This window comes from Polynucleobacter sp. UB-Raua-W9, assembly GCF_018687435.1.
In the GTDB taxonomy this organism is placed as follows: domain Bacteria; phylum Pseudomonadota; class Gammaproteobacteria; order Burkholderiales; family Burkholderiaceae; genus Polynucleobacter.
On the sequence record NZ_CP061290.1, the window covers coordinates 474,022 to 496,291 of the forward strand.

General features: G+C 46.6%; 21 protein-coding genes and 1 tRNA gene. 10 read left to right on the forward strand and 12 right to left on the reverse strand.

The features are described 5' to 3' along the window. Window positions 1–8 precede the first annotated feature (8 nt). From AOC07_RS02520 to AOC07_RS02535, 4 genes are all read right to left on the reverse strand, one after another. A complete protein-coding gene (locus AOC07_RS02520) occupies window positions 9–737 on the reverse strand; it encodes a phosphoadenylyl-sulfate reductase (RefSeq protein ID WP_215358044.1) in 729 nt (242 codons plus the stop codon). Next, window positions 734–1,528, reverse strand: a complete 795-nt coding sequence (locus AOC07_RS02525) for a sulfite exporter TauE/SafE family protein (protein WP_215358045.1) — start codon at window positions 1,526–1,528, stop codon at window positions 734–736. The genes AOC07_RS02520 and AOC07_RS02525 overlap by 4 nt, the downstream gene beginning before the upstream one ends. Before the next feature lie 18 nt (window positions 1,529–1,546). Beyond that, window positions 1,547–1,711, reverse strand: coding sequence for a hypothetical protein (locus AOC07_RS02530; protein ID WP_215294385.1), 165 nt, complete (start codon window positions 1,709–1,711; stop codon window positions 1,547–1,549). 113 nt (window positions 1,712–1,824) lie between these two features. Next, a complete protein-coding gene (locus AOC07_RS02535) occupies window positions 1,825–2,601 on the reverse strand; it encodes a ferredoxin--NADP reductase (RefSeq protein WP_215293838.1) in 777 nt (258 codons plus the stop codon). A 171-nt stretch (window positions 2,602–2,772) separates the two neighbouring features. Between AOC07_RS02535 and AOC07_RS02540 the strand changes: the two genes are divergently transcribed. Beyond that, window positions 2,773–3,252, forward strand: a complete 480-nt coding sequence (locus AOC07_RS02540; protein ID WP_215358046.1) for a disulfide bond formation protein B — start codon at window positions 2,773–2,775, stop codon at window positions 3,250–3,252. 49 nt (window positions 3,253–3,301) lie between these two features. Here AOC07_RS02540 and lysS read toward each other — a convergent pair whose 3' ends face one another. The 4 genes from lysS to AOC07_RS02560 all read right to left on the reverse strand — a co-directional run bounded on the left by lysS (window position 3,302) and on the right by AOC07_RS02560 (window position 8,744). Beyond that, window positions 3,302–4,873, reverse strand: coding sequence for a lysine--tRNA ligase (lysS, locus tag AOC07_RS02545; RefSeq protein ID WP_215358047.1), 1,572 nt, complete (start codon window positions 4,871–4,873; stop codon window positions 3,302–3,304). Window positions 4,874–4,885: 12 nt separating this feature from the next. Further along, window positions 4,886–5,990 (reverse strand): peptide chain release factor 2 gene (gene prfB / locus AOC07_RS02550; RefSeq protein ID WP_215293841.1). Its coding sequence is split into 2 segments (ribosomal slippage): window positions 4,886–5,917 and window positions 5,919–5,990, totalling 1,104 coding nucleotides; the frame shifts between segments, so codons are not numbered across the junction. Window positions 5,991–6,018: 28 nt separating this feature from the next. Then, a complete protein-coding gene (recJ, locus tag AOC07_RS02555; protein WP_215358048.1) occupies window positions 6,019–7,773 on the reverse strand; it encodes a single-stranded-DNA-specific exonuclease RecJ in 1,755 nt (584 codons plus the stop codon). After that, on the reverse strand, window positions 7,770–8,744 hold the full coding sequence (locus AOC07_RS02560) for a hypothetical protein (protein ID WP_251371710.1): 975 nt from the start codon (window positions 8,742–8,744) through the stop codon (window positions 7,770–7,772). The genes recJ and AOC07_RS02560 overlap by 4 nt, the downstream gene beginning before the upstream one ends. A gap of 67 nt (window positions 8,745–8,811) precedes the next feature. Between AOC07_RS02560 and AOC07_RS02565 the strand changes: the two genes are divergently transcribed. The 6 genes from AOC07_RS02565 (at window position 8,812) to AOC07_RS02590 (ending at window position 15,171) form a co-directional block, all read left to right on the forward strand. Beyond that, window positions 8,812–10,074 (forward strand): lipoprotein-releasing ABC transporter permease subunit, encoded by a 1,263-nt coding sequence (locus AOC07_RS02565; RefSeq protein WP_215358050.1) that lies wholly within the window; start codon window positions 8,812–8,814, stop codon window positions 10,072–10,074. 4 nt (window positions 10,075–10,078) lie between these two features. Further along, window positions 10,079–10,774 carry an ABC transporter ATP-binding protein gene (locus AOC07_RS02570; protein ID WP_371816725.1) on the forward strand — a complete coding sequence of 232 codons (696 nt, stop codon included), beginning with the start codon at window positions 10,079–10,081 and terminating at the stop codon, window positions 10,772–10,774. Window positions 10,775–10,794: 20 nt separating this feature from the next. Continuing rightward, on the forward strand, window positions 10,795–11,631 hold the full coding sequence (locus AOC07_RS02575; protein ID WP_215358051.1) for a TatD family hydrolase: 837 nt from the start codon (window positions 10,795–10,797) through the stop codon (window positions 11,629–11,631). Window positions 11,632–11,635: 4 nt separating this feature from the next. After that, the gene (locus AOC07_RS02580; protein WP_251371711.1) at window positions 11,636–14,110 is read left to right on the forward strand and encodes a DNA internalization-related competence protein ComEC/Rec2; all 2,475 of its coding nucleotides are present in this window, start codon (window positions 11,636–11,638) and stop codon (window positions 14,108–14,110) included. Between the two features lie 33 nt (window positions 14,111–14,143). After that, window positions 14,144–14,515 (forward strand): glycine zipper family protein, encoded by a 372-nt coding sequence (locus tag AOC07_RS02585; RefSeq protein WP_215294279.1) that lies wholly within the window; start codon window positions 14,144–14,146, stop codon window positions 14,513–14,515. A 116-nt stretch (window positions 14,516–14,631) separates the two neighbouring features. Next, the gene (locus AOC07_RS02590; protein ID WP_215358052.1) at window positions 14,632–15,171 is read left to right on the forward strand and encodes a hypothetical protein; all 540 of its coding nucleotides are present in this window, start codon (window positions 14,632–14,634) and stop codon (window positions 15,169–15,171) included. Window positions 15,172–15,228: 57 nt separating this feature from the next. On the opposite strand, the gene AOC07_RS02595 is transcribed toward AOC07_RS02590, so the two are convergent. Next, window positions 15,229–15,305 (reverse strand) — tRNA-Met (locus tag AOC07_RS02595). Window positions 15,306–15,461: 156 nt separating this feature from the next. Here AOC07_RS02595 and AOC07_RS02600 point away from each other — a divergent pair. Genes AOC07_RS02600 through radA form a run of 3 tightly spaced genes read left to right on the forward strand, consistent with a single transcriptional unit; the run spans window position 15,462 to window position 19,314 of the window. Beyond that, window positions 15,462–17,405: a potassium transporter Kup gene (locus tag AOC07_RS02600; RefSeq protein ID WP_215293847.1), complete on the forward strand. Its 1,944-nt coding sequence runs from the start codon at window positions 15,462–15,464 to the stop codon at window positions 17,403–17,405. Next, a complete protein-coding gene (locus AOC07_RS02605; RefSeq protein WP_215293848.1) occupies window positions 17,402–17,908 on the forward strand; it encodes a hypothetical protein in 507 nt (168 codons plus the stop codon). The genes AOC07_RS02600 and AOC07_RS02605 overlap by 4 nt, the downstream gene beginning before the upstream one ends. Window positions 17,909–17,949: 41 nt before the next feature. After that, complete coding sequence (gene radA, locus AOC07_RS02610; RefSeq protein WP_215293849.1) at window positions 17,950–19,314, forward strand: DNA repair protein RadA; 1,365 nt, start codon at window positions 17,950–17,952, stop codon at window positions 19,312–19,314. A gap of 7 nt (window positions 19,315–19,321) precedes the next feature. Here radA and prmB read toward each other — a convergent pair whose 3' ends face one another. Genes prmB through dapD form a run of 3 tightly spaced genes read right to left on the reverse strand, consistent with a single transcriptional unit; the run spans window position 19,322 to window position 22,240 of the window. Then, window positions 19,322–20,218 (reverse strand): 50S ribosomal protein L3 N(5)-glutamine methyltransferase, encoded by an 897-nt coding sequence (prmB, locus tag AOC07_RS02615; RefSeq protein WP_215358053.1) that lies wholly within the window; start codon window positions 20,216–20,218, stop codon window positions 19,322–19,324. A 36-nt stretch (window positions 20,219–20,254) separates the two neighbouring features. After that, on the reverse strand, window positions 20,255–21,406 hold the full coding sequence (dapE, locus tag AOC07_RS02620; RefSeq protein ID WP_215358054.1) for a succinyl-diaminopimelate desuccinylase: 1,152 nt from the start codon (window positions 21,404–21,406) through the stop codon (window positions 20,255–20,257). Between the two features lie 6 nt (window positions 21,407–21,412). Further along, window positions 21,413–22,240 carry a 2,3,4,5-tetrahydropyridine-2,6-dicarboxylate N-succinyltransferase gene (dapD, locus tag AOC07_RS02625; RefSeq protein WP_215293852.1) on the reverse strand — a complete coding sequence of 276 codons (828 nt, stop codon included), beginning with the start codon at window positions 22,238–22,240 and terminating at the stop codon, window positions 21,413–21,415. Window positions 22,241–22,270: the final 30 nt, after the last annotated feature.

Here is a 22,270-nt window from a genome sequence, read left to right on the forward strand (position 1 = left end):
GAATTTGATTATTGATTAACGTGTAAGCCACATTCTTTGCTATCGCTTTGTAACCACCACCAGCGACCTGCGCGGATGTCTTCACCCTTCTTTACCTGACGGGTACACGGTTCGCAGCCAATACTAGGGTAGCCCTTGAGATGAAGTGGATGAATCGGAAGGTTTTCTTGTTTAATGTAAGCCCAGATATCTGCTTCACTCCAATCAAACAAAGGATTGAACTTGGCAATACCTCTCGCATCATCTAATTCTTCTAAATTAAGTTCAGTGCGCGTAGTTGATTGCTCACGCCGTTGACCAGTAATCCAGGCATCAGCGCCAACTAATGCTGCATTGAGCGGTTTGATCTTGCGGGCGCCACAACAAGCCTTCTTAGACTCTTCGCCGTCGTAAAATCCATTCATGCCATATTGACTTACAAAAGCCTGTACATCGGAATCCTGTGGATGGATCTTTTCAATCGCTACACCGTAATGATCTTCCGTAATCCTGACCATATCAATAGTTTCTTGGTGAAGACGGCCAGTAGCTAAAGTAAATAATTTGATATTCGCCTTGGCTTTAGAAATGGCATCAGTGATCACCATATCTTCTGCAGCCAAGCTAGTTGCAAAGCGCACATCAGAGAAACGATTAGAGATGTCGACTAAACGCTGCCTCAGAATGCTGGACTTTGCAGCAAGCTCTACTGGTGTGAGCGAGCTTGGTGGGATGGACCACAATTCTTGAGCAATCATGATGAAACTAATTTGATGCCAACTAGAAATAGAGTGCCAGCAAGTGTGGTTCGAGTAGCTTTTTCTGAAAGGGTGCTTGAGAGTTTTGCCCCCAACCATATTGCTGGTACTGAGCCAAGCAATAAGCCAAAGAGTAAGTCAAAGTGGACATTGCCTAGCCACCAATGACCTAATCCAGCCAGTGCTGTAAGTGGGACTGCATAAGCAATATCAGTGCCAGCAACTTGCGCGGGTTTGAGATGAGGGTAGAGCACTAATATCAAGGTTGCACCAATTGCGCCGGCACCAATTGAGGATACGGTGACTAAGACGCCAATAATGGCTCCAACAATAATGGTTGCGGCCTTCAAATTTGTCCCACTGGGTAAGAAGTTTGGATTTTCTTGTACCCACTTCAAAATCTTCACTCTAAAGAGTAAAGATGCGGCAGTTAATAACACGGAGATCCCGATTGAAACGCTAATTAAATGATTGAAATTTTTGGAAACTGGGCCAACATATTTCAAGGTGAGGATGGAGAGAATTGCAGTTGTTAGACTTCCAATGCAAAGTAGACGAACAATATCCCAGCGAACATTGCCATGGAGCCTATGAGCGACAGTACCAAAGCCTTTGGTAATGGCAGCAAATGCTAAATCAGTACCCACTGCAGTAGTTGGAGCCACACCAAAAATAATGGTGAGCAATGGCGTCATCAGAGAGCCGCCACCAACACCAGTCATACCAACTAAGAGACCAACAAGTGCTCCAGAAATAATGAATTGAGATGAATCTAGAAAAAATTGCAGCATTACTTATCTCCGGTTGGTTTAAGCAAAGGATTGCTCAAACTCTTCAAGCTTGATGGCGTTCATGAGGAAAAGAATTTGACGTTGGAAACTTTTGCGCTCTGCGACCTTGTCATGTGGCAGGCGATCATGTTCCCGCAATAGCTGAGTGATAACAGGGTTGAAATGCTCGCGGACGGGGGACATCGAATTTCCTTGGTAAATATCTCGTTAAAAGAGAATGTACCAAGGGGTCTATATATCTACAAGGAATATATAGCGATATCTAAATTACTTTTAGGTATAAAGAGATTGTCTACTTATTTCTCAACAAAAGCACGTTCGAAGACGTAGTCGCCTAATTGGCCAAGACTTGGAGATACTTTGAAGCCCTTGGCATCCAGCATCTCAGCGGTCTCTTTCAGCATAGAGGGGCTCCCGCAGATCATTGCTCTATCTACAGCTGGATCTAATGGAGGTAAGCCTATATCTTTGAAGAGTTGTCCAGATTCAATAGCAGTCGTAAGGCGGCCAGTATGTTTGAATGCCTCACGCGTTACGGTTGGGTAGTAGATGAGTTTTTCACGAATGATTTCGCCGATATATTCATCTTGAGTGAGTTCATCTTTAATGTAATCACCATAAGCGAGTTCGCTCACCAAACGTACGCCATGAATCAAGACCACTTTCTCAAACTTCTCATAAGTATCTGGGTCACGAATGATGCTCATGAATGGCGCTAAGCCTGTGCCAGTGCTAAATAAGTAAAGATGTTTGCCAGGATTTAAGTCGTCGATGACCAGGGTGCCAACAGACTTCTCGCTGACAAGAATGGGATCGCCAACCTGAATTTTTTGTAAGCGCGATGTCAATGGACCGTCTTGAACCTTAATACTCAAGAATTCCAAATGTTCTTCATAATTTGGGCTGGCAACGCTGTACGCTCTGACTAAAGGCTTGCCTTCAACCTCAAGACCAATCATCAAGAAGTGACCGCTACGAAAGCGCAGACCCTTATTGCGAGTGGTGGTAAAGCTAAAGAGAGTGTCGTTCCAGTGGTGAACGGTGAGAACGGTTTCGGTGTTGTATGCGGCCATAAATGCTTGTAATGAAAAAACTCAGTTTTAAGGAATCGTTGATTATCCCATTCCTGGAGGCCAATTTCTGGGCAAATCCCTCATAAATAGGACTAAGTAGTGATATGCATCAAATTTTTGGTAATAAGTACCGTTCTAAATTCAGGTTTATTGAAAAGGCTATGATGTCCTATGAGCTCAGTACGCTACTTATTTATTTCCCTATTCAGTCTTGGACTGGTTATTTTCGCAGTGATCCTCCAGCAGGTGGGGTACCAGGAAGTCAGTTTCTTGCCATGCCCTTTATGTATTTTACAAAGAGTCGGCTATCTTGGAGTTGCCATCTCCTGCTTTTTAGCGGTTGGCATTGCCCCTTCAAGAAAGTTGTTTCATGGTCTAGCAGCATTGTCTGCGGCATATGGCGTATCTGTGGCTGCCCATCAGGTTTGGCTTTTATCTCACCCGGAAACATCCTGCGGCATCGACCCACTAGAGACTTGGATTAATCAATTTCAATTAGCGCAAGGATTGCCTTGGTTATTTAAAGCAGACGGTCTTTGCTCAGCAAAGTTACCTGCAATTTTGGGGCTACAAGTACCTGAGTGGTCTTTATTCTGGTTTACTGTTTTATTTCTTCTTCTGACTGTTACCTTCTTTAAAAAACAACAGTGATCCCACTTGATCTTGGCGAATAAAAAAGGCACCCTAGGGTGCCTTTTGTTTATTTCGGAAATGATTGCTCTTCTTCTCGACGCAAATGAGGAAAGAGGATCACATCACGAATGTTTGGCGCATCTGTGAGCAGCATCACTAAACGGTCGATGCCAATACCGCAACCACCGGTTGGAGGCATACCATACTCGAGTGCGCGGATAAAGTCATGATCGAAGTACATTGCTTCTTCGTCGCCAGCTTCTTTTTGCTCTACTTGTTTGCGGAAACGATTAGCTTGGTCTTCAGCATCATTGAGCTCTGAGAAACCGTTGGCGATCTCTCGACCAGTAATAAAAAGTTCAAAGCGCTCAGTAATGCCTGGGCGGGAATCAGACTCTCTAGCGAGTGGACTTACTTCGATTGGGTAATCAATGATGTAAGTTGGCTCCCAGAGGTGTTCTTCAGCAACCAATTCAAATAAAGCTAATTGCAAAGCACCGATACCAGCATTCTTGAGTGTTGGGGCATCTGGATTTTCGCCACCTTTTTTCAATTCGGCGCGGATGAAATTGATATCGTCTAATTGTGTTGCTTCATAGTTTTTCCCGGATTGGCCACAATACTTCAGAATGGCTTCAGTAATCGTGAGGCGTTGGAATGGTTTGCTCAAATCCAATTCACGACCTTGATGAGTCAATACTGCCGTGCCTTGCGCATCCATTGCTGCTGCACGAATCAAGCCTTCAGTGAAGTCCATTAGCCAACGGTAATCCGTATAGGCCGCATAAAACTCCATCATCGTAAATTCTGGATTGTGGCGTGGACTGACACCTTCGTTACGGAAGTTACGGTTAATTTCGAAGACGCGTTCAAAGCCACCAACTACTAGGCGCTTGAGATAGAGCTCAGGCGCAATACGCAAGAACATCTGCATATCGAGTGCGTTGTGATGGGTAATAAAGGGTTTAGCTGCTGCGCCACCAGGAATCGGGTGGAGCATTGGTGTTTCAACCTCCATGAAGTCAGCATCGAGCATGTGACGACGCAAGGAGGCGATTGCATTGCTACGTGCTTTGAAAGTATTGCGACTTTCTGGGTTAACAATGAGGTCTACATAGCGCTGACGATATTTAGTCTCAAGATCTGAGAGGCCATGGAACTTATCTGGTAAAGGACGTAAAGACTTGCTCAATAGACGTAAGTTGCTACTCTCTACTGAGAGCTCACCTTTGTTGGTCTTGAACAGATTGCCCTCGGCAGAGATAAAGTCGCCCATGTCCCAGTGCTTAAAGGCGCCATGGGTATCAGTACCACTGAGTTCATCGCTAATGTAGAACTGAATCTGACCGCTACGATCCTGAATGGTTGCAAAGCTCGCTTTACCCATCACGCGTTTCAGAACCATTCGGCCCGCAACCTTGACATGTACCTTCTTGGCGGCGAGCTCTTCTTTGGTGAGGCTATCGAAGTGGGCGTGAAGATCAGCAGCTAAATGGGTTGGAACAAAGTCATTTGGAAAAGCAATGCCGCCTTCGCGCAGCTTAGCGAGTTTTTCGCGGCGCTCCGCAATAATGTGGTTTTCATCAACCGCTTCGGTGGCTGGCACTGGCGTATTGCCTGAGTTGGTTTTATCGTTCATATTCGTGAGTAATTAAACGCCTTGCTTCAGGCTGGCTTCAATAAAGGCATCAAGATCTCCGTCTAATACTTTTTGAGTATTAGAGATCTCAACGTTAGTACGTAAATCTTTAATGCGGCTTTGATCTAAAACATAAGAACGGATTTGATGACCCCAGCCCACATCCGTTTTGCTCGCCTCTAATTTATCTTGTTCTGCGCGACGCTTTTGCATCTCATGTTCGTAGAGGCGTGACTTGAGCATGGTCATGGCTTCCGCACGGTTGCGGTGTTGACTACGGTCATTTTGGCACTGGACCACAATACCTGTGGGTAGGTGGGTTAAACGAACCGCAGAGTCAGTCTTATTAATATGCTGACCGCCGGCACCAGAGGCGCGGTAGGTGTCTGTCCGAATATCAGCAGGATTGACATCAATCTCAATGGAGTCATCAATCTCTGGGTATACATAAATAGATGCAAACGAAGTGTGGCGACCATTGGAGGAGTCAAAAGGTGACTTGCGCACTAAGCGATGTACACCAGTCTCAGAGCGAAGGTGTCCGTAGGCATACTCACCGTCGACCTTGATAGTTGCACTCTTAATGCCAGCAACATCACCGTCAGATTCTTCGAGGATTTCTGTTTTATAGCCTTTTCGTTCACAGTATTTGAGATACTGACGATAAAGCATGCTTGCCCAATCGCAAGCCTCGGTACCACCGGCACCTGCTTGAATATCGATAAAGCAATTGCAAGAATCCATCTCATTGTGGAACATGCGACGGAACTCTAGATCGCCGATGACCTTGCTATAACTTTCCACGTCTTGTTCGATGGCAGAAATGGTTTCAAAATCACTTTCTTCTTTAGCCATATCGAATAGCTCAAGAGCACTGGTGATATTGGTATTTAAATCTGTGAGAGTGGCAACTACGCCGTCGAGCAATTTTTTCTCTTTGCCCAGCGCTTGCGCTTTCTTTTGATCATCCCAAATGGTGGGATCCTCAAGGATTGAGTTAACTTCAGTAAGGCGACGCGACTTTACTTCGAAGTCAAAGATACCCCCGAAGAGCTTGCTCGCGGGTGAGCAGATCGGACAAGGTATTAGAAATAGTGTTTAGTTGTTCAGCTTCCATCCCCTGATTATAAGGGGGTTATTGCTCTTTACCTTGAGGTCTCGGCACTCTCGTCATGGGCCTCAATCATCAGTTGGACGCGAGCTTGCCCTTGATAGCGATCTGTCACTAGGCGATAAGCCAATTTGGCTTTGGCGGGCAGGCTTTGGGTGCGATTGAACCAAACGCCAGTGATAGGCTTATTACCAGCGGCTGCCCCAACCGGAAGGAGCATCAGTCGCAAGTGCTTTTCTTTCATAAGGCTTTGCTGGGCAATCTCAAATTCCCCATAAAAGACTGGCTGTGGAAAGCCTTGACCCCAGATTTCTTCTGCAAGTAGGTCGCCAATTTCAGGGGTGAGCTCAGAGACTTCAAGAGTGCCATCGTGAGTATGACGACGCTCCAATAATTCATCCGTCAATAGACTATTAGCGACCTCCTGAAAGCAGGCATCAAACTTTTCAAAATCACTTTTACGAATCGTTAGGCCAGCTGCCATAGCGTGGCCGCCAAATTTGAGGATGAGTCCTGGCTCACGCTTAGAAACTAAATCTAAGGCATCTCTTAAATGAAAGCCCGTCAATGATCTGCCGGAGCCGCGCAACTCTTCGCCAGTGTTGCCGTCAGGAGCAAAAACAATGGCGGGGCGATTAAAACGTTCTTTCAGGCGAGATGCCACAATTCCGACGACACCTTGATGCCATTCTGGATTCCAGAGGCAGATGCTCGTACGCTGCGCCATTGTTCCTGCCAGCTGATCTTCAGCCAGGTGAGCAAGGGCTGCTTCTTGCATACCTGTTTCAATCACGCGACGTTCACGATTAATGCGGTCGAGCTCTTGAGCAAGCGTCATCGCCTCATCTGTACTATCAGTTAATAGCAAACGAATGCCGAGCGTCATATCAGCCAGGCGCCCAGCAGCATTGAGGCGCGGGCCAATAGCAAAGCCTAAATCAAAAGTGTTTGCTTTACGAGGATCTCGTGCTGCCGCTTGAAATAAGGCCTGTATACCGGACTGAGAAATTCCAGCTCGAATACGTTTTAAGCCATTCGAAACAAGCACGCGATTATTGCGATCCAACTGCGCCACGTCTGCAACAGTTCCTAAAGCAACGAGGTCTAATAAGTTTTCTACTTTAGGTTGGGTCTCATTTGTAAACTTGCCACGCTGGCGCAACTCTGCCCGAAGTGCAACGAGTAGGTAGAACATCACACCAACACCAGCAAGCGCTTTGCTAGGAAAGCTGCAGCCAGCTTGATTGGGATTGACTATAGCAGTTGCCTTGGGAACTCGGTCGCCAGGGAGATGGTGATCTGTAACAATCACTTCCATGCCAAGCTCACGGGCGCGATCTACACCAGCCTCACTCGCAATGCCGTTATCAACCGTAATGAGATATTTGGGTTTAGGGTTTTGTTGAGCAGCAAGCTCCACCACTTCAGGGGTAAGGCCGTACCCCATAGTGAATCGATTGGGAACCAGAAACTGAATGGGTGTCTCAGGGCCACCCAGCATACGTAAGCCCCGCAATCCAACAGCACAAGCGGTAGCGCCGTCGCAGTCATAGTCTGCAACGATGAGCATAGGCTCTTTACGCTCAAGAATGTCTGCTAATAAAGATGCCGTGCTGATGCAATTTTTTAGCTCTGTTGGCGAGAGTAATTGCTTTAAATCGAGTGAGAGTTCATCGGGTGTCTGAAGACCACGTGCTGCATATAGTCTTGCAAGCAACGGATGGAGGCCACTTTGCTGTAACCAGGTGGCAGTGCGTTCGGAAAAAGGGCGCTGAGAAAATAGACTCATGTGGAAATGATTTCTTTCCAGGTGAGGGGCTCTGCTTTTTTCCAGAGCATCCAGGATTTTTTATGTAAATGTTTGGCTCTGAAGATGCGCTCACGAGTTTTCCCTTTGGGAAAGTCAATGATCATGACTTCATCTAACTCTTTCTTCATCAGTGCGGCACTCAATGTGGGCCATACCACCTCAGGGTTGTCTAACCAAGCAAAAGATCCTGCTACGGGGGTGTTGAATTCTTTTGAATGGGGGGTATGGAGTAGTTTTGCCAACCCAACCAGCAGGTGGTGTGATCCATAGAGGTGCTGCGACTGTTGAACTGCCAGTGGTACTTGCGCATCACTCAATTTACCAATGCCACTGATCCACAAGGAGTTAATGCTTGGCATGCCGCGTTGTTGGCGCTCTTCATTAACAGAGCCGATATGCCAGAGCATCTGAATTTCATTCTGTAATTTACGCCAACGTTTTGCGATACCCTCCTCGCTGCTATCACGCGGCATCCACCAATCAATATTACGACCATGTGCTTGATCAACGCTATAGCTTGCCAGACTTGCAAATGGGCCTGCTGAAATGAACCAGTAGTGCTGTCCTTGAAACAGGATCGGATTTTGAAAATCCTCTTCGATATATGGCAGAGCAGTTTTTAGAAGTTCGGCAGATTCAGTTTGCGTCAGATCGATCTGGTTTTGCCCCATCAAAATAAGGTGATCGCGCGTAGCATGGAGATGAATGGGCTGTAAGCAGGCGATGACTTCAGAGGGATTTACCACTTGGGATGTTTGGCCTAACAGCAAGACTGGTGCCAGTGGCACTAGATTTCCTAATAAATAGCGTTCATGCGGGAGTCCCTTAACTGGACAATCACCCATTGCCTGCTCTTCCTCGGAGTCAAGGGCATCCTCGCCTGATAGCATCAGGGTAAAGCGCCGTAAGGTTCTCTGGGCGCCTTGAGGGGAGGTGGGATTTGCAGACATTCCCCTGATTTTAGGTGGCATTTCAGTATTCCATCAGTTTGCCTTGGTAATTCACTAAACTGTGGCTATGTTGAGACTTCCTATAGAGCTAGAAATTGGCCTGCGCTACACCCGATCCAAGCGTCGCAAGACGGTGGGTAAGCGCGATGGTTTTCTATCCTTTATCTCCGGAATCTCAACCGCCGGCATTGCTCTAGGGGTTGCTTCTCTGATCGTGGTGCTCTCCGTCATGAATGGTTTCCAGAAGGAGGTTCGTGACCGTATGCTGTCTGTCCTCTCTCATGTGGAAATTACTGCGCCAGAAGGGTTGGCCAATTGGGAGCCGCTTGCTCTTAAAGTTGCTACGCAGTCGCATGTCGTTGGTGTTGCGCCAATGGTGAGCTCTCAAGGTTTACTCAGTCGCGAGAACGTGATGCGTGGCGTGGCTATTCGAGGCATCCTGCCTAGCGAAGAAGGAAAAGTTTCTGATCTACCAAAACAATTTGTTGCTGGCAGTATTAACGATCTCCAGCCAGGCGGATTTGGTGTTGCCTTAGGCGCTCAACTTGCAGCGCTGGTTGGTGCTCACGTAGGTGACCGTATTAATTTAATTGTTCCCGAGAGTGACTTAACGCCGGCTGGTGCAATGCCGCGGATGCGCACGCTACAGGTGGTCGGTATCGTTGATAGCGGGCATTATGAATATGACAGCTCCCTAGCGATTATGCATTGGAAAGATGCTGCTGCCTTACTACGCTTACGCGATCCATCTGGCTTGCGCGTTAAGGTAGATGATATGCAGCGCGCACCTGAGATCGCTAACCAACTAGCCGCTGTAGTACCTCAAGCCTTATGGGTCACTGACTGGTCACGCTCTAATCGCAATTGGTTTGCTGCGGTTCAAACTGAAAAGAAGATGATGTTCATCATTCTGACTCTGATTATTGCAGTGGCGGCATTCAATCTAGTCTCTACATTAGTGATGACTGTGAATGAGAAGCAAGCGGATATTGCAATTTTGAGAACAATGGGCGCGAGCCCCGGATTAATTCAGAGAATATTCTTAATTCAAGGTCTGGCAATCGGCATACTCGGTTCTTTAGCTGGTGTTGTCTTGGGTTTATTGATCGCGCTGAATATTGATGTCATCGTCCCTGCCATTGAGGCAGTCTTTCGCGTGCGCTTTCTGCCGCGTGAGGTGTACTTTATTAGTGAACTGCCTTCGGATGTCAGATTGAATGACGTGTTAACTGTGGGCTTCATGGCTTTTGGTTTATCCGTACTAGCCACCCTCTACCCAAGTCGTCGTGCTGCCAAAGTGCAACCTGCGGAGGCCTTACGCTATGAATGAGCTTATGAAGAATCAAAGTAATGTAGTTCTCATGGCTAGAGATTTGGCTAAGACCTATGGTCAAGGCCTTACCGCAGTAGAAGTTCTTAAGGCAATTGACTTGGATGTCGCACCTTCAGAGAAGGTAGCTATTGTGGGCTCATCTGGCTCAGGCAAAAGCACCTTGCTACATTTGCTGGGTGGTTTAGACACCCCAAGTGCTGGCTCAGTAGTCCTTGCCGGATCGAATTTAAAGCAGTTATCTGTCAAAAAGTTAGATCAACTGCGTAATCAAAGTCTTGGTTTTATTTATCAGTTCCATCATCTCTTGGATGAATTTAGTGCTGTTGAGAATGTAGCCTTGCCCCTACGTATTCGTGGTTTGGGTAATGATGAATCCATGGATCGTGCCAGCAAAATATTGAAGGCGGTTGGTTTGACTGCGCGTGAGTTGCACACACCAGGTGAATTGTCTGGCGGCGAACGCCAACGCGTGGCAGTAGCCAGAGCTTTGGTCGGTAACCCCGCATGTGTTTTAGCAGATGAGCCAACGGGTAATCTTGATACTGAAACTGCTGATGGTGTATTTGACTTGATGTTAGATATCGCGCGCGATCAGGGTACCGCCTTTGTTATCGTGACGCATGACCCGGTGCGCGCTAAACGTTGCGATCGTATTTTGCATTTAGAGCGCGGAGTACTAAAGACTTTTTCGCAATGATCATGGGAGTAACGCATCCCATGTGGATTGACACCCATTGCCATCTAGATGCGCCTGAGTTTGCCAAGACTTTGACTGAAGTCATTCAGGCTGCTGTCGATAAAAATGTGCAGGCAATCCTATTGCCTGCAGTCAAAGCGGGTGATTGCCAGCAAGTGCGTGAGCTTGCAAATCAATATGGCCAGCAAATTCCGGGGTTGGCCTATACGCTTGGTATTCATCCCCTGTATACCAATCAGGCTCAAGAGAGCGATATCGCCATTCTTGAACAAGCAATTACCCGATCTCTTTCTGATCCTCGCTTTGTTGGTGTTGGTGAGATTGGCCTTGATTATTTTGTAGAGGGCTTGGATCCCCATAAGCAAGAATATTTTTTGAATGCGCAATTGGATTTAGCGCAACAGTTTCAACTACCAGTGATTCTGCATGTGCGCCGTTCGCAAGATGCTATTTTGAAAGCACTGCGTCGTCGTAAAATACCGGGTGGGATTGCGCATGCATTTAATGGCAGCTTTCAGCAGGCCGAGCAATTTATTGAGCTAGGTTTTAAGTTGGGATTTGGTGGCGCCGCTACTTATGGGCGGGCTTTGCAAATACGAAGGCTCTTGGCTGAATTACCGCTTGATAGCATCATTACAGAAACTGATGCGCCCGATATACCTCCAGCATGGTTGAGAGAAGAGCATATTGCCTTCAATGAACCTGCTTTTTTGCCTCGTATTGCGAGGGAGCTGGCATCTATTCGGGGGATAAATGAGCTTGAGTTTGCTTCAGCAGTTTGGCGCAATGCCATGCAAGCATTGCCGCGTTGGTCAGCACTCTGCGCTGGCTTCCCTCACTCTAAGCTAGCCTCTTAAACCCTTGCGCTTTGCAATTACGGCGTTCATCGCCGGGGGGTCACTTCTTTTCTTTTTACCAAACATTCCGCCTCACTGGATGTTGGGAAGTTTTTTTCTTGGCACAATCTGCTCTTGCATTATTTATATCAGTCTGCCATCGAGCCGAATTCGTCAATTAGCAATCATCATTTTGATGCTCACGCTTGGATTTGCCTGGAATGCACGTTATGCCGAGAATCGATTGGGAAATATCCTTCCGTCAGAAATGGAAGGTAAAGACTTAACCATAGAGGGCCGTATAGCAGCATTACCCCAAGGGAATTTTCTTGGCGCTAAGTTTGCATTTGAAGTGGATGATTCTGCAGCACAGCTTCCTCGCCGAATTTATTTAAGTTGGCAACCTGCCTGGAGAGATCCACAGGAAATCCCTGAGATCTTTCCAGGACAACGTTGGAGGCTAAAGGTAAAGCTCAAACGACCTTACGGATCCCTTAATCCTTATACATTTGACTTTGAGCGATGGTCCTTTCATCAAGACTTTGGTGCTAGCGGCTCAGTGCGGTCAGGCGAACTTTTGCTGTCTCAAGATATTGGATTAGCAGAATTTGAGTTACGCATGGAGCTTGCCCGCTGGCATCTACGCAACAAGATTCAAGTAATGTTGCCAACAGATGCTCGCTATGCTGGGGTAATTGTTGCCTTGGTAATGGGTGATCAAAATGCGATTGATCAAGATGACTGGCGAATATTTAATGCAACGGGTATTGGTCATTTGATTTCAATCTCAGGACTGCACGTCACCATGTTGGCCGGGGTTGGGGCATCCTTAGCTGCATTCATTTGGAGGCGTCGTTCTTTGCCATTATTGATTCCAGTTGGTAAGGTTGCTGCTAGCATTGGATTTGTGACTGCATTTATCTACGCTTGGTTGGCGGGTTTTCAGATTCCAGCACAAAGAACGATGTATATGGTTGGTGTTGTTGCATTTGCACTGTGGTCTGGCAGAAATCCCAGATCATTCGATATATGGTGGTGGGCTTTAGCATTTATTTTGCTGGTTGATCCAATGGCGCCATACACCCCAGGATTTTGGTTATCGTTTGGCGCAGTCGCCGCAATCTTGTACGCCATGGGGGATTCAGCTGGTTTGTTAGGCATCCCCACTGGCAAAGAGTTCGAGGTTCATTGGACTCATCGTTTAATACAAGCCCTTCGTGAAGCTTGCCGAGTTCAGGCGGTTGTTACTATTGCCTTGCTACCATTTACTTTATATTGGTTTTATCAAGTATCGGTAGTTTCGCCATTGGCCAATGCTTTTGCTATTCCCTTGGTTAGTTATGTTGTTACTCCTCTAGCAATTGCGGGGGCATTGTTACCAGAATTTATTGGTAGGTGGCTGTTATTGCCCGCTCATTTGGCAATGGAATATTTGGCGATTGCCTTGGGCTGGATGGCTAGCTGGAACTGGTCAGTAGTTTGGGCGCGGCAACCCGAGTGGTGGATCGTGCTGTTATCTAGTGTTGGCATTATTTACGCCATTCGTCCCGGAAGTGTGGTTCACGACTGGGGCTTACGCACTTTAGCGTTGTCCTTGTCGACTCTTTTATTTGTACCGCAATTTGGTTTTGCTCACAAGCACTCTTTAGCTTTTGGTGAATTCAGGGCAACTGTTTTAGATATTGGTCAAGGTACCGCAGTGTTGCTTGAGACAGCAAATAGAAAATTACTCTATGACACTGGGCCTATACAGGGAAAAAAGGATGATGCAGGCCAGCGCGTGATCTTGCCTTATTTACGGGGCAGGGGCATTGATCAAATTGATCGAATGGTGATTAGTCATAGCGATAGCGACCATATTGGTGGGGCTGCTTCGCTCATAAAGCATATTCAGTTTGATTCAATGATGGGCTCATTACCCCGTAACAATCCTTTACTACAAAATCTCCAAGATAGAAAAGTTCCCAGCATTCCTTGTCGGTTTAGGCAGCATTGGATTTGGGATGGCGTTGAGTTCATGGTGTGGCATCCACATGAAGAAACGCTTTTTGAGAAGCAATATTCTAGAAAACCAAATGAAATGAGTTGTGTCCTTGAGGTGCGTAACCAGAACTCCTCTTTCTGGTTAACTGGCGATGTAGAAAAGCAGGGTGAGGCTGAGATAGTGGAGCGTCTAAATCAGACAAGACTGAGAGAGCTTGGTGATAAGCAATTAATTTTGATGGCACCACACCATGGAAGCAAAACCTCTTCGTCACTCGACTTACTCAGCAATTTAGAGCCTGATCAAGCGTTTGCACAGAATGGATATCGTAATCGCTATGGCCATCCACATCCCACGGTTAGCGCAAGATATCGCGATTTAAGAATCCCTTTTTATCAAACCCCTATAACGGGGGCGCAAATTTGGACGTTTAAAAATAAGTCTAATTTTTCAACTCAATTTTGGCGACATGATATAAATCGTTTATGGCATAGGGGTTTAGAGAGTGATCCTTAAACCCCTGGTTAATTCAGTAGAAAGGTGATGAATATGAATAAGCTATTGGCATTATGTTCTTTAGTTGCTATTGCAGCAGTCGGCTGTGCGGGCGCTGATGTTCGTCCAATCGTGGATATGAAGGGCGTCAATGAAGCTGCTTATGAAAAGGATTTGCAAGAGTGTCAGACGTATGCCAAAGAGCAGTCAGGAATGGGTGAGACTGCTGCAAAAGGCGCAGGTGCGGGAGCGGTTATTGGTGGCTTATTAGGGCTGGTTACAGGCGGCAATAAGACTGGCATCGTTCAGGCTGCTGGTGCTGGCGCAGTGATTGGTGGTGCAGGTGGGGCATTTACTGGTAACCAAGCGCAAGAAGCGGTTGTTAAGCGCTGTTTAGGAGGCAGGGGTTATAAGGTTTTAAATTAAACCTTTAATATAGAGTAAAGCTAAAAATGGAGATGCTTATCGCAGGCTTTCTAGCGACATTAGATCCCTCTTTAGTCGGTCGATAGTATGATTTCCAGACTTAAGGGGATTTAGATATGTACAGAATCATTTTTTTACTCGTTGTGAGTTTTGGTTTACAAGCATGTAGGGGCAACGACAAAGTTGTTGGTGCTTGGGAAGTGAATGATGTTTACCGCTCAACCATCATTAGCACTAATCCGAGTGATGGTGGAAAGATCTATCAAGGCCCTCCGATTAATACAATGGATGCCGCTAATACCTATGAAATGTTTAGTCTCAGAGCTGAGCAAACTAAGCAGGGCGCAAAAACATACGAACTATTGGTTTTATTGACTTACTTCTCCCCATGGCGTTATTACGAATCGGCGAATTTGCTCAATAAACCTGCGAGCACTTTTAAAGTGGTGTCCCGAGAGGCTGGTGTTTGTGAGCAGCAGGGATGTGTTTATAAGGAGTTGATGGCCATTCAAGTGACCGATATTTTCTTACGCGAGCACCTGGATAAGGGATTCCAGGTCACGATCTCTTCAAAAACTGGTGTGAGTAGTGATTTATTTGTACCAGCCCAGTACATCAAGGGTTATTTGCAGGCTGTTGACGGCCCTAAGAACTAATAAGCACTGCTAAAAAGCAAAAAGCCCTTAAAAATTAAGGGCTTAGTACTGAATTACTGGTTGCGGGGGCAGGATTTGAACCTACGACCTTCGGGTTATGAGCCCGACGAGCTGCCAGACTGCTCCACCCCGCGTCTGAGTCTTAGATTCTAGCATTTTTTGGGGGTCTCTGTCGAGGTATTCCTGCAAAAGGAATATAAAAAAGCGGTTTTTGAGGATGTAGTTCGTCATTTAAGAGGGGTTCATAAGGAGTAACATATTGCGACACAACATTGCAATAAGGTCTATTAATGTCGGTTAGTAATCCTGAGTTTTCCGAATCATCCCTGCTAAGGCCCGTTGAGATCTCTCGCGGTGATCACCCTCATAAAAAAGGCGCTTCAGTAGCCTTGATGTTTGCTGCGATTGGTGTGGTCTTTGGCGATATCGGCACCAGCCCTTTGTATGCGCTTAAAGAATGCTTTAGTGCGGAGCATGGCATTCCATTTTCCACTGATGCTGTTTACGGCGTTATTTCAATGGTCTTCTGGGCTTTTGCCGTTGTGGTTTCCTTAAAATATGTTTTGTTTGTGATGCGTGCAAATAATCATGGTGAGGGCGGAATCTTGGCGCTGATGGCGCTTGCATTGCGAACAGCGCCCTCTGGATCAAAGCGCTCTTATCTAATTGTTATGGCGGGTGTCTTTGGTGCCTGCATGTTTTATGGTGACGCCATCATTACCCCAGCCATCTCAGTGCTTTCTGCAGTTGAAGGTTTGGAAGTGATATCCCCCGATCTGGCCCGCTATGTCATGCCAATCACCATTTTTATTCTGGTAGCACTCTTTGTGATTCAGAAAACAGGCACCGATGTTGTGGGTAAACTGTTTGGCCCGATCATGATGGTCTGGTTTCTGACTATCGGGCTAATGGGTGCGTATCAAATTATTGAGAATCCCGCTATTTTTGCTGCGGTTAACCCAATTTATGCTATTCGATTTTTGATTGAGCATTCATTGCAAGGCTTCATTGTTTTGGGTGCTGTATTTCTAGTATTGACAGGTGCTGAGGCCTTATATGCCGACATGGGTCACTTTGGGCTGAAGCCCATTCGCATGGGTTGGTTCTTTATTGTCATGCCGAGTTTGCTCTTAAATTACTTTGGCCAAGGCGCTATGTTTTTGAGTAATCCAGAAACGATTGGCAACCCCTTCTTCTTGATGGTTCCAGAGGCATTTGTTTTCCCACTGGTTATTTTGGCTACCTTGGCAACAGTCATTGCCTCTCAAGCCGTTATCTCAGGCGCTTTTTCAATGACTAGTCAAGCTATTTTGCTTGGCTTTGTGCCGCGAATGAAAGTGCGTCACACTTCGGATCGAGAAATCGGTCAGATTTACATGCCCTTGGTTAACTGGGCCTTGTTGGTCTTGGTGATTGTTGTCGTTTTGGCATTCAAGAAATCCGAGAACTTGGCGGCCGCTTATGGCATTGCTGTGACCACCACAATGATCATTACTACCTTCTTAGCTGCGATTGTGATGCGTGTAGTGTGGCGTTGGAATACTTTCCTGGTTACTTTCGTCATCAGCGCTTTCTTGGTGGTTGACTTTGCTTTCTTGACTGCAAATCTGCTGAAGATTATGGAGGGTGGATGGTTCCCATTACTCTTAGGCGCCGTTTGCTTTATGTTCTTGATGACTTGGTATCAGGGTCGCAAAATATTGCGTCAGAATGCAATGAGCAATGGCATTGAACTCAAAGGCTTTATTGACGCCCTGATGATGCATCCACCGCATCGTGTGGAGGGTACAGCAATTTTTCTAACGGCGCACGTTGATTACGTCCCAGTTTCCTTCATGCATAACCTGAAGCACAACCATGTACTTCATGAAAGAGTCTTCTTCTTGAAGGTAAGCATTTGGGATGTGCCATACGTAAAAGATGAGGAGCGCATTACCTTGCGCGATCTTGGAAATGGCATCTATGTAGTGCGCGCAGTTTATGGTTTTAATGAAACGCCAGACATGGGTCAGATTATCGGGTTGATTGAAAAATCTTCCAGTCTGAAGTTTGACTTAATGAGTACCTCATTCTTCTTGTCTCGTGACACTATTGTTTCAACAGAAATTCCAGGTATGGCGATGTGGCGTGAGCGTTTGTTTTGTTGGATGTATCAAAATGCGGGTCGTCAATCAGACTTCTTTAAGATTCCTGCGAATCGCTTGGTTGAATTGGGCGCGAAGGTGGAAATTTGAGAAGTCTTGTTCTGCGCTCAAAAATATTCCTCGGAATTTTTCTAATAGTCTGCTCTTTCAGTGGCTTAGTCTTGGCGACCCCGGCTGAAGAGGCAGAGCTTGAGCAGCTGGACAAAATTGAGCAAGAACTGGAATTGCAGCGTGAGTGGGCTAAGTACCGCTGGGGTAAGGCATCCGCTGAGTGCTATCAAAACTACTGGGTCAACTATTGCTTAGGTAGTGCTAGAACTCAATATCGCAAAGAGATCGATCCCATTACCCAGCAAGAAGTTGCATTGCATGAAGTGCAAAGAAAATTACGTAAGAACTTAAAAGATCAAGAAGACATTAAGCGTGCTGCTGAGCGTGCCTCTCCTGAGAAGGCGGCTGAGCGAGCAGATAATCAGCGTGAGTTTACCGAGAAGCAACAAGATGCAGCTCAAAGGGCGGCGGATTTAGAGCAACGTCGTAAAGATGCACCTAAGCGTGCACAAGAAAATAAAGCTGGTACACAGCTCGATTAATTTCTGATTCATTACCTTTCAATTTAATTACTAGGCAACTCTTGGCTAAAGTCAAAACGGTTTATATCTGCCAGTCTTGTGGCGGCACTTCTGCAAAGTGGCAAGGACAATGCCCATCTTGCCAGGCGTGGAACACGATGGAAGAGGGCTTGCCTGAAACAACATCTAATTCTCGTTTTCAGGGGTTGGCGCAATCTTTGCCTAGGCAAAAACTTTCTGCTATTACTGCTGAGGACTTGCCAAGATTCAGTACCGGCGTTGAAGAGTTTGATCGCGTCTTGGGCGGCGGCTTAGTTCCTGGCGGCGTGGTTCTTTTGGGCGGCGATCCTGGTATTGGAAAATCAACCTTGTTATTGCAAGCCTTAGCAGAGATGAGTTCTGCCGGTATGAATGTGCTCTACAGTAGTGGTGAAGAATCGGCTGCCCAGATTGCCTTGCGTGCAAAACGAATTGCATTAGATGCTCCGCAATTGGAAGTCTTAGCAGAAATTCAGTTAGAAAAACTCATTTCGATTATGGATACCGTTAAGCCACAAGTATTGGTGGTGGATTCTATACAAACTTTGTACTCCGAAGTGCTCAGCTCTGCCCCTGGATCTGTAGCGCAAGTGCGTGAGTGTGCTGCGCAATTGACCAGAGCCGCTAAATCCAGCGGTATCTGTGTGCTGATGGTGGGTCACGTTACCAAAGATGGTCATCTAGCTGGTCCAAGGGTCCTAGAACATATTGTGGATACTGTTTTGTACTTTGAGGGTGATACCCATTCTTCGTTTCGACTGGTGCGCTCGATTAAGAATCGTTTTGGTGCCGTTAATGAGTTGGGTGTATTTGCAATGACCGAAAAAGGTTTGCGCGGCGTCACCAACCCTTCTGCAATTTTTCTCTCTCAGCACGAGCAGATGGTTCCAGGAGCATGCGTTTTAGTGACGCAAGAAGGTAGCAGACCATTGCTTGTAGAAATTCAGGCGCTAGTAGATACCGCTCACGTTCCTAATCCAAGGCGCTTGGCCGTTGGTTTAGAACAAGCTCGCTTAGCAATGCTCTTAGCTGTCTTGCATCGTCATGCGGGTATAGCTTGCTTTGATCAAGATGTATTCCTGAATGCGGTGGGCGGCGTCAAAATCTCTGAGCCTGCAGCTGACTTAGCGGTATTGCTAGCTATTCAGTCATCGATCCGAAATCGCGCTCTACCTAAAGAGTTGATTGTGTTTGGTGAGGTTGGCTTAGCAGGGGAGATTCGTCCATGTCCGCGTGGTCAAGAACGTTTAAAAGAAGCAGCCAAGCTGGGTTTTACAGTGGCCATTATTCCAAAAGCGAATATGCCTAAGGCTAAGATTCCAGGATTAAAGCTCATTCCGGTGGAGCGTATTGATCAGGCTATTGCTGCCGCAGCAGAATTGAACTGATTATTTTCTAACGCAGGTCTTCTGCCTGAATCAATAGGACTTGTTCTTCACCAGCAGAAACTTCCATCCAGATCGCTGGAATTTGGGGAAAAGCTTTTTTGAAGTTCTCATATTCGTTACCAATCTCAATCAGAATAGCGCCACGCTCAGATAGATAATCAGGCGCATGCGCAATTATTCTTCTGATTAAATCCATGCCATCATCTCCACCTGCCAGCGCCAGGACTGGCTCAGCATGATATTCAGTAGGAAGCGTACTCATTGAGTTGGCATTTACATACGGTGGGTTGCAAATGATCAGATCGAACAAATTGTCTTCATTGGGCTCAGGCAATGCGTTCCATAAATCGCCATCCATTAATTCCACTTGAGAGCTGAGGCCATGGCGATCTACATTACGCGCAGCAACAGATAAGGCTGGCATGCTGATGTCGCATGCACTCACATGAATATCGGGGCAAGAGAGTGCCAATAGAACCGCTAGTGAGCCATTGCCCGTACATAAATCAAGCGCTTTGCCGTCTGCAGGTAACCAAGGCTCCAAAGAGCCATCCACAATCAGTTCTGCAATCCATGATCGGGGAACAATGCTTTGCTCGCTGCAAAAAAAAGGCACACCCATTAGCCAAGCTTCACCCAAGATGTAGGCAAGTGGTTTGCGTGTGGAGATTCTTTCGTCAGCAACAGCAATCGCTTTTTGCTGTTGCTCGTTTGTGATGGAGTCTTCTAAGTGATCCAGTGTTTCAGTTGGACTTAACCCCAGTTGCTTGCTAACAAGCCACAAGGCTTCACTTTGTGCATCAATAGCGCCATGCCCATAATGCAAGTTTGCTGCTTCAAGTTTTTGTGCAATTTGATCAATGCACTGATTGACTGTAAGAGATTGCTGAGGCTCAGGGTCCATAATGAATTGGGTTGGTTAAAAAGAATCTATTCGCAATTAAGCAATAAGTTGCTCAAGTGTTTTGCGATAAATATTTTTGAGCGGCTCCACATCATCAACAATGACGCACTCGTCGATTTTGTGGCTAGTAGCATTAAGGGGGCCAAACTCGACAACTTCTTTGCAAATCTTTGTAATAAAACGACCATCGCTGGTGCCGCCAGTGGTTGATAGCTCTGTATCAATACTGGTCTCCGCTTTAATCGCTTTGCGTAAAGCGCCTGCTAGGTCACCATCACTCGTAATGAATGGACTACCACCCAATACCCAATCGATTTCAAAATCAAGACCGGCGTTACTTAAAATTCTCTCAAGGCGCTCACGCAATTGCTCTGGCTTACTCTCGGTAGAGAATCGGAAGTTGAAGTCAATCGTCAGCTCACCAGGAATCACATTATTGGCACCAGTGCCAGCGTGAATATTGGAGATTTGAAAGCTGGTGGGTTGAAAATACTCATTGCCCTTATCCCATTCGGTTTCTACTAACGCGGAAATTGCGGGGGCGGAGAGATGAATAGGGTTCTTGCCCAAGTGGGGATAGGCGATGTGCGCCTGAATACCTTTCACTTTTAGCTTTCCAGATAAGGAGCCACGACGACCGTTCTTAATCATGTCGCCGATTTGATCTACAGAAGTGGGTTCGCCAATCACACAATAGTCCAGACGTTGCCCGTGTTTTTGTAAACGCTCGCACATAATGACCGTGCCATCATTCGCAGGGCCTTCTTCATCACTTGTGATTAAGAAGGCAATAGAGCCTTGATGATCTGGGTGAGCCGTGACAAACTCTTCAGCGGCAACCACAAAGCCAGCAAGAGAAGTTTTCATGTCTGCCGCGCCACGGCCATAAAGCATGCCATCACGGATTGTTGGTGAGAATGGGTTGCTGGTCCACTTTTCTAATGGCCCAGTTGGCACAACGTCAGTGTGACCTGCAAACATGAGTACTTTGCCCTGGTCACCAGCTTTACCTTTTTTAATAGCCCACAGATTGGTCACCTGAAAGTGATCGGGACCACTCACAACGCTCTCAGTATGAAAGCCGAGGGCTTGTAAGCGTTTTGCGATTAATTCTTGGCAGCCGCCGTCTGCCGGGGTAACCGAATGACAGGCAATCAGAGCTTCTGTGAGCTCAAGGGTGGCGCTCATCAATGTTTAGTCGCGAAGTAGTTCGTTGATGGCAGTCTTCGCTCTTGTTTGAGCATCAACCTTTTTCACGATGATTGCAGCATACAAACTGTATTTACCGCAAGCAGAGGGCAGGGAGCCTGGAACTACTACAGAACCTGCTGGAACGCGGCCGTAATGCACTTCACCAGTTTCACGGTCATAAATTTTTGTGCTTTGGCCAATATAGACGCCCATAGAGAGAACAGCATTCTCTTCTATGACCACGCCTTCAACCACTTCGGAGCGAGCTCCAATGAAGCAGTTATCTTCAATAATTACTGGACCAGCCTGGATGGGCTCCAAAACACCGCCGATACCTACTCCACCAGAAAGGTGAACGTTTTTGCCGATTTGTGCGCAAGAGCCTACGGTTGCCCAGGTGTCAACCATGGTGCCTTCCCCTACATAAGCGCCAATATTGACGTAAGAAGGCATTAAAACTGCATTTTTACCAATAAATGAGCCACGACGGGCTACAGCAGGGGGTACCACCCGAAAGCCGCCGGCAGCAAAGTCAGCCGCGGTGTAGTTCTGGAACTTGCTGGGTACCTTGTCGTAAAACTGGGTGTAGCCACCTGCGCCCATAGGGACGTTGTCCTCAAGTCGGAAGGAGAGCAAAACAGCCTTCTTAACCCACTGATTTACCTCCCATTTTCCAACGCTACGACGTTCAGCTACGCGAATAGTGCCGTTATTCAGGCCCTCTAGGACGGCATTGACGGCGCCGCGGACATCGCCCGGCACTCTATCTGGTGAGAGGTTTGCGCGGTTTTCCCAGGCTTGTTCGATGATGCTTTGTGGTGATTGGCTCATGCTTTTTAGTTAACTATCAGATTGTTAAGG

Bases quoted from the DNA above. Each gene is read 5' to 3' on its own strand.
- AOC07_RS02520 (WP_215358044.1), bottom strand. From the start codon at position 737: ATGATTGCTCAAGAATTGTGGTCCATCCCACCAAGCTCGCTCACACCA.
- AOC07_RS02525 (WP_215358045.1), bottom strand. From the start codon at position 1,528: ATGCTGCAATTTTTTCTAGATTCATCTCAATTCATTATTTCTGGAGCA.
- AOC07_RS02530 (WP_215294385.1), bottom strand. From the start codon at position 1,711: ATGTCCCCCGTCCGCGAGCATTTCAACCCTGTTATCACTCAGCTATTG.
- AOC07_RS02535 (WP_215293838.1), bottom strand. From the start codon at position 2,601: ATGGCCGCATACAACACCGAAACCGTTCTCACCGTTCACCACTGGAAC.
- AOC07_RS02540 (WP_215358046.1), top strand. From the start codon at position 2,773: ATGAGCTCAGTACGCTACTTATTTATTTCCCTATTCAGTCTTGGACTG.
- lysS (WP_215358047.1), bottom strand. From the start codon at position 4,873: ATGAACGATAAAACCAACTCAGGCAATACGCCAGTGCCAGCCACCGAA.
- recJ (WP_215358048.1), bottom strand. From the start codon at position 7,773: ATGAGTCTATTTTCTCAGCGCCCTTTTTCCGAACGCACTGCCACCTGG.
- AOC07_RS02560 (WP_251371710.1), bottom strand. From the start codon at position 8,744: ATGTCTGCAAATCCCACCTCCCCTCAAGGCGCCCAGAGAACCTTACGG.
- AOC07_RS02565 (WP_215358050.1), top strand. From the start codon at position 8,812: ATGTTGAGACTTCCTATAGAGCTAGAAATTGGCCTGCGCTACACCCGA.
- AOC07_RS02570 (WP_371816725.1), top strand. From the start codon at position 10,079: ATGAAGAATCAAAGTAATGTAGTTCTCATGGCTAGAGATTTGGCTAAG.
- AOC07_RS02575 (WP_215358051.1), top strand. From the start codon at position 10,795: ATGTGGATTGACACCCATTGCCATCTAGATGCGCCTGAGTTTGCCAAG.
- AOC07_RS02585 (WP_215294279.1), top strand. From the start codon at position 14,144: ATGAATAAGCTATTGGCATTATGTTCTTTAGTTGCTATTGCAGCAGTC.
- AOC07_RS02590 (WP_215358052.1), top strand. From the start codon at position 14,632: ATGTACAGAATCATTTTTTTACTCGTTGTGAGTTTTGGTTTACAAGCA.
- AOC07_RS02600 (WP_215293847.1), top strand. From the start codon at position 15,462: ATGTCGGTTAGTAATCCTGAGTTTTCCGAATCATCCCTGCTAAGGCCC.
- prmB (WP_215358053.1), bottom strand. From the start codon at position 20,218: ATGGACCCTGAGCCTCAGCAATCTCTTACAGTCAATCAGTGCATTGAT.
- dapE (WP_215358054.1), bottom strand. From the start codon at position 21,406: ATGAGCGCCACCCTTGAGCTCACAGAAGCTCTGATTGCCTGTCATTCG.
- dapD (WP_215293852.1), bottom strand. From the start codon at position 22,240: ATGAGCCAATCACCACAAAGCATCATCGAACAAGCCTGGGAAAACCGC.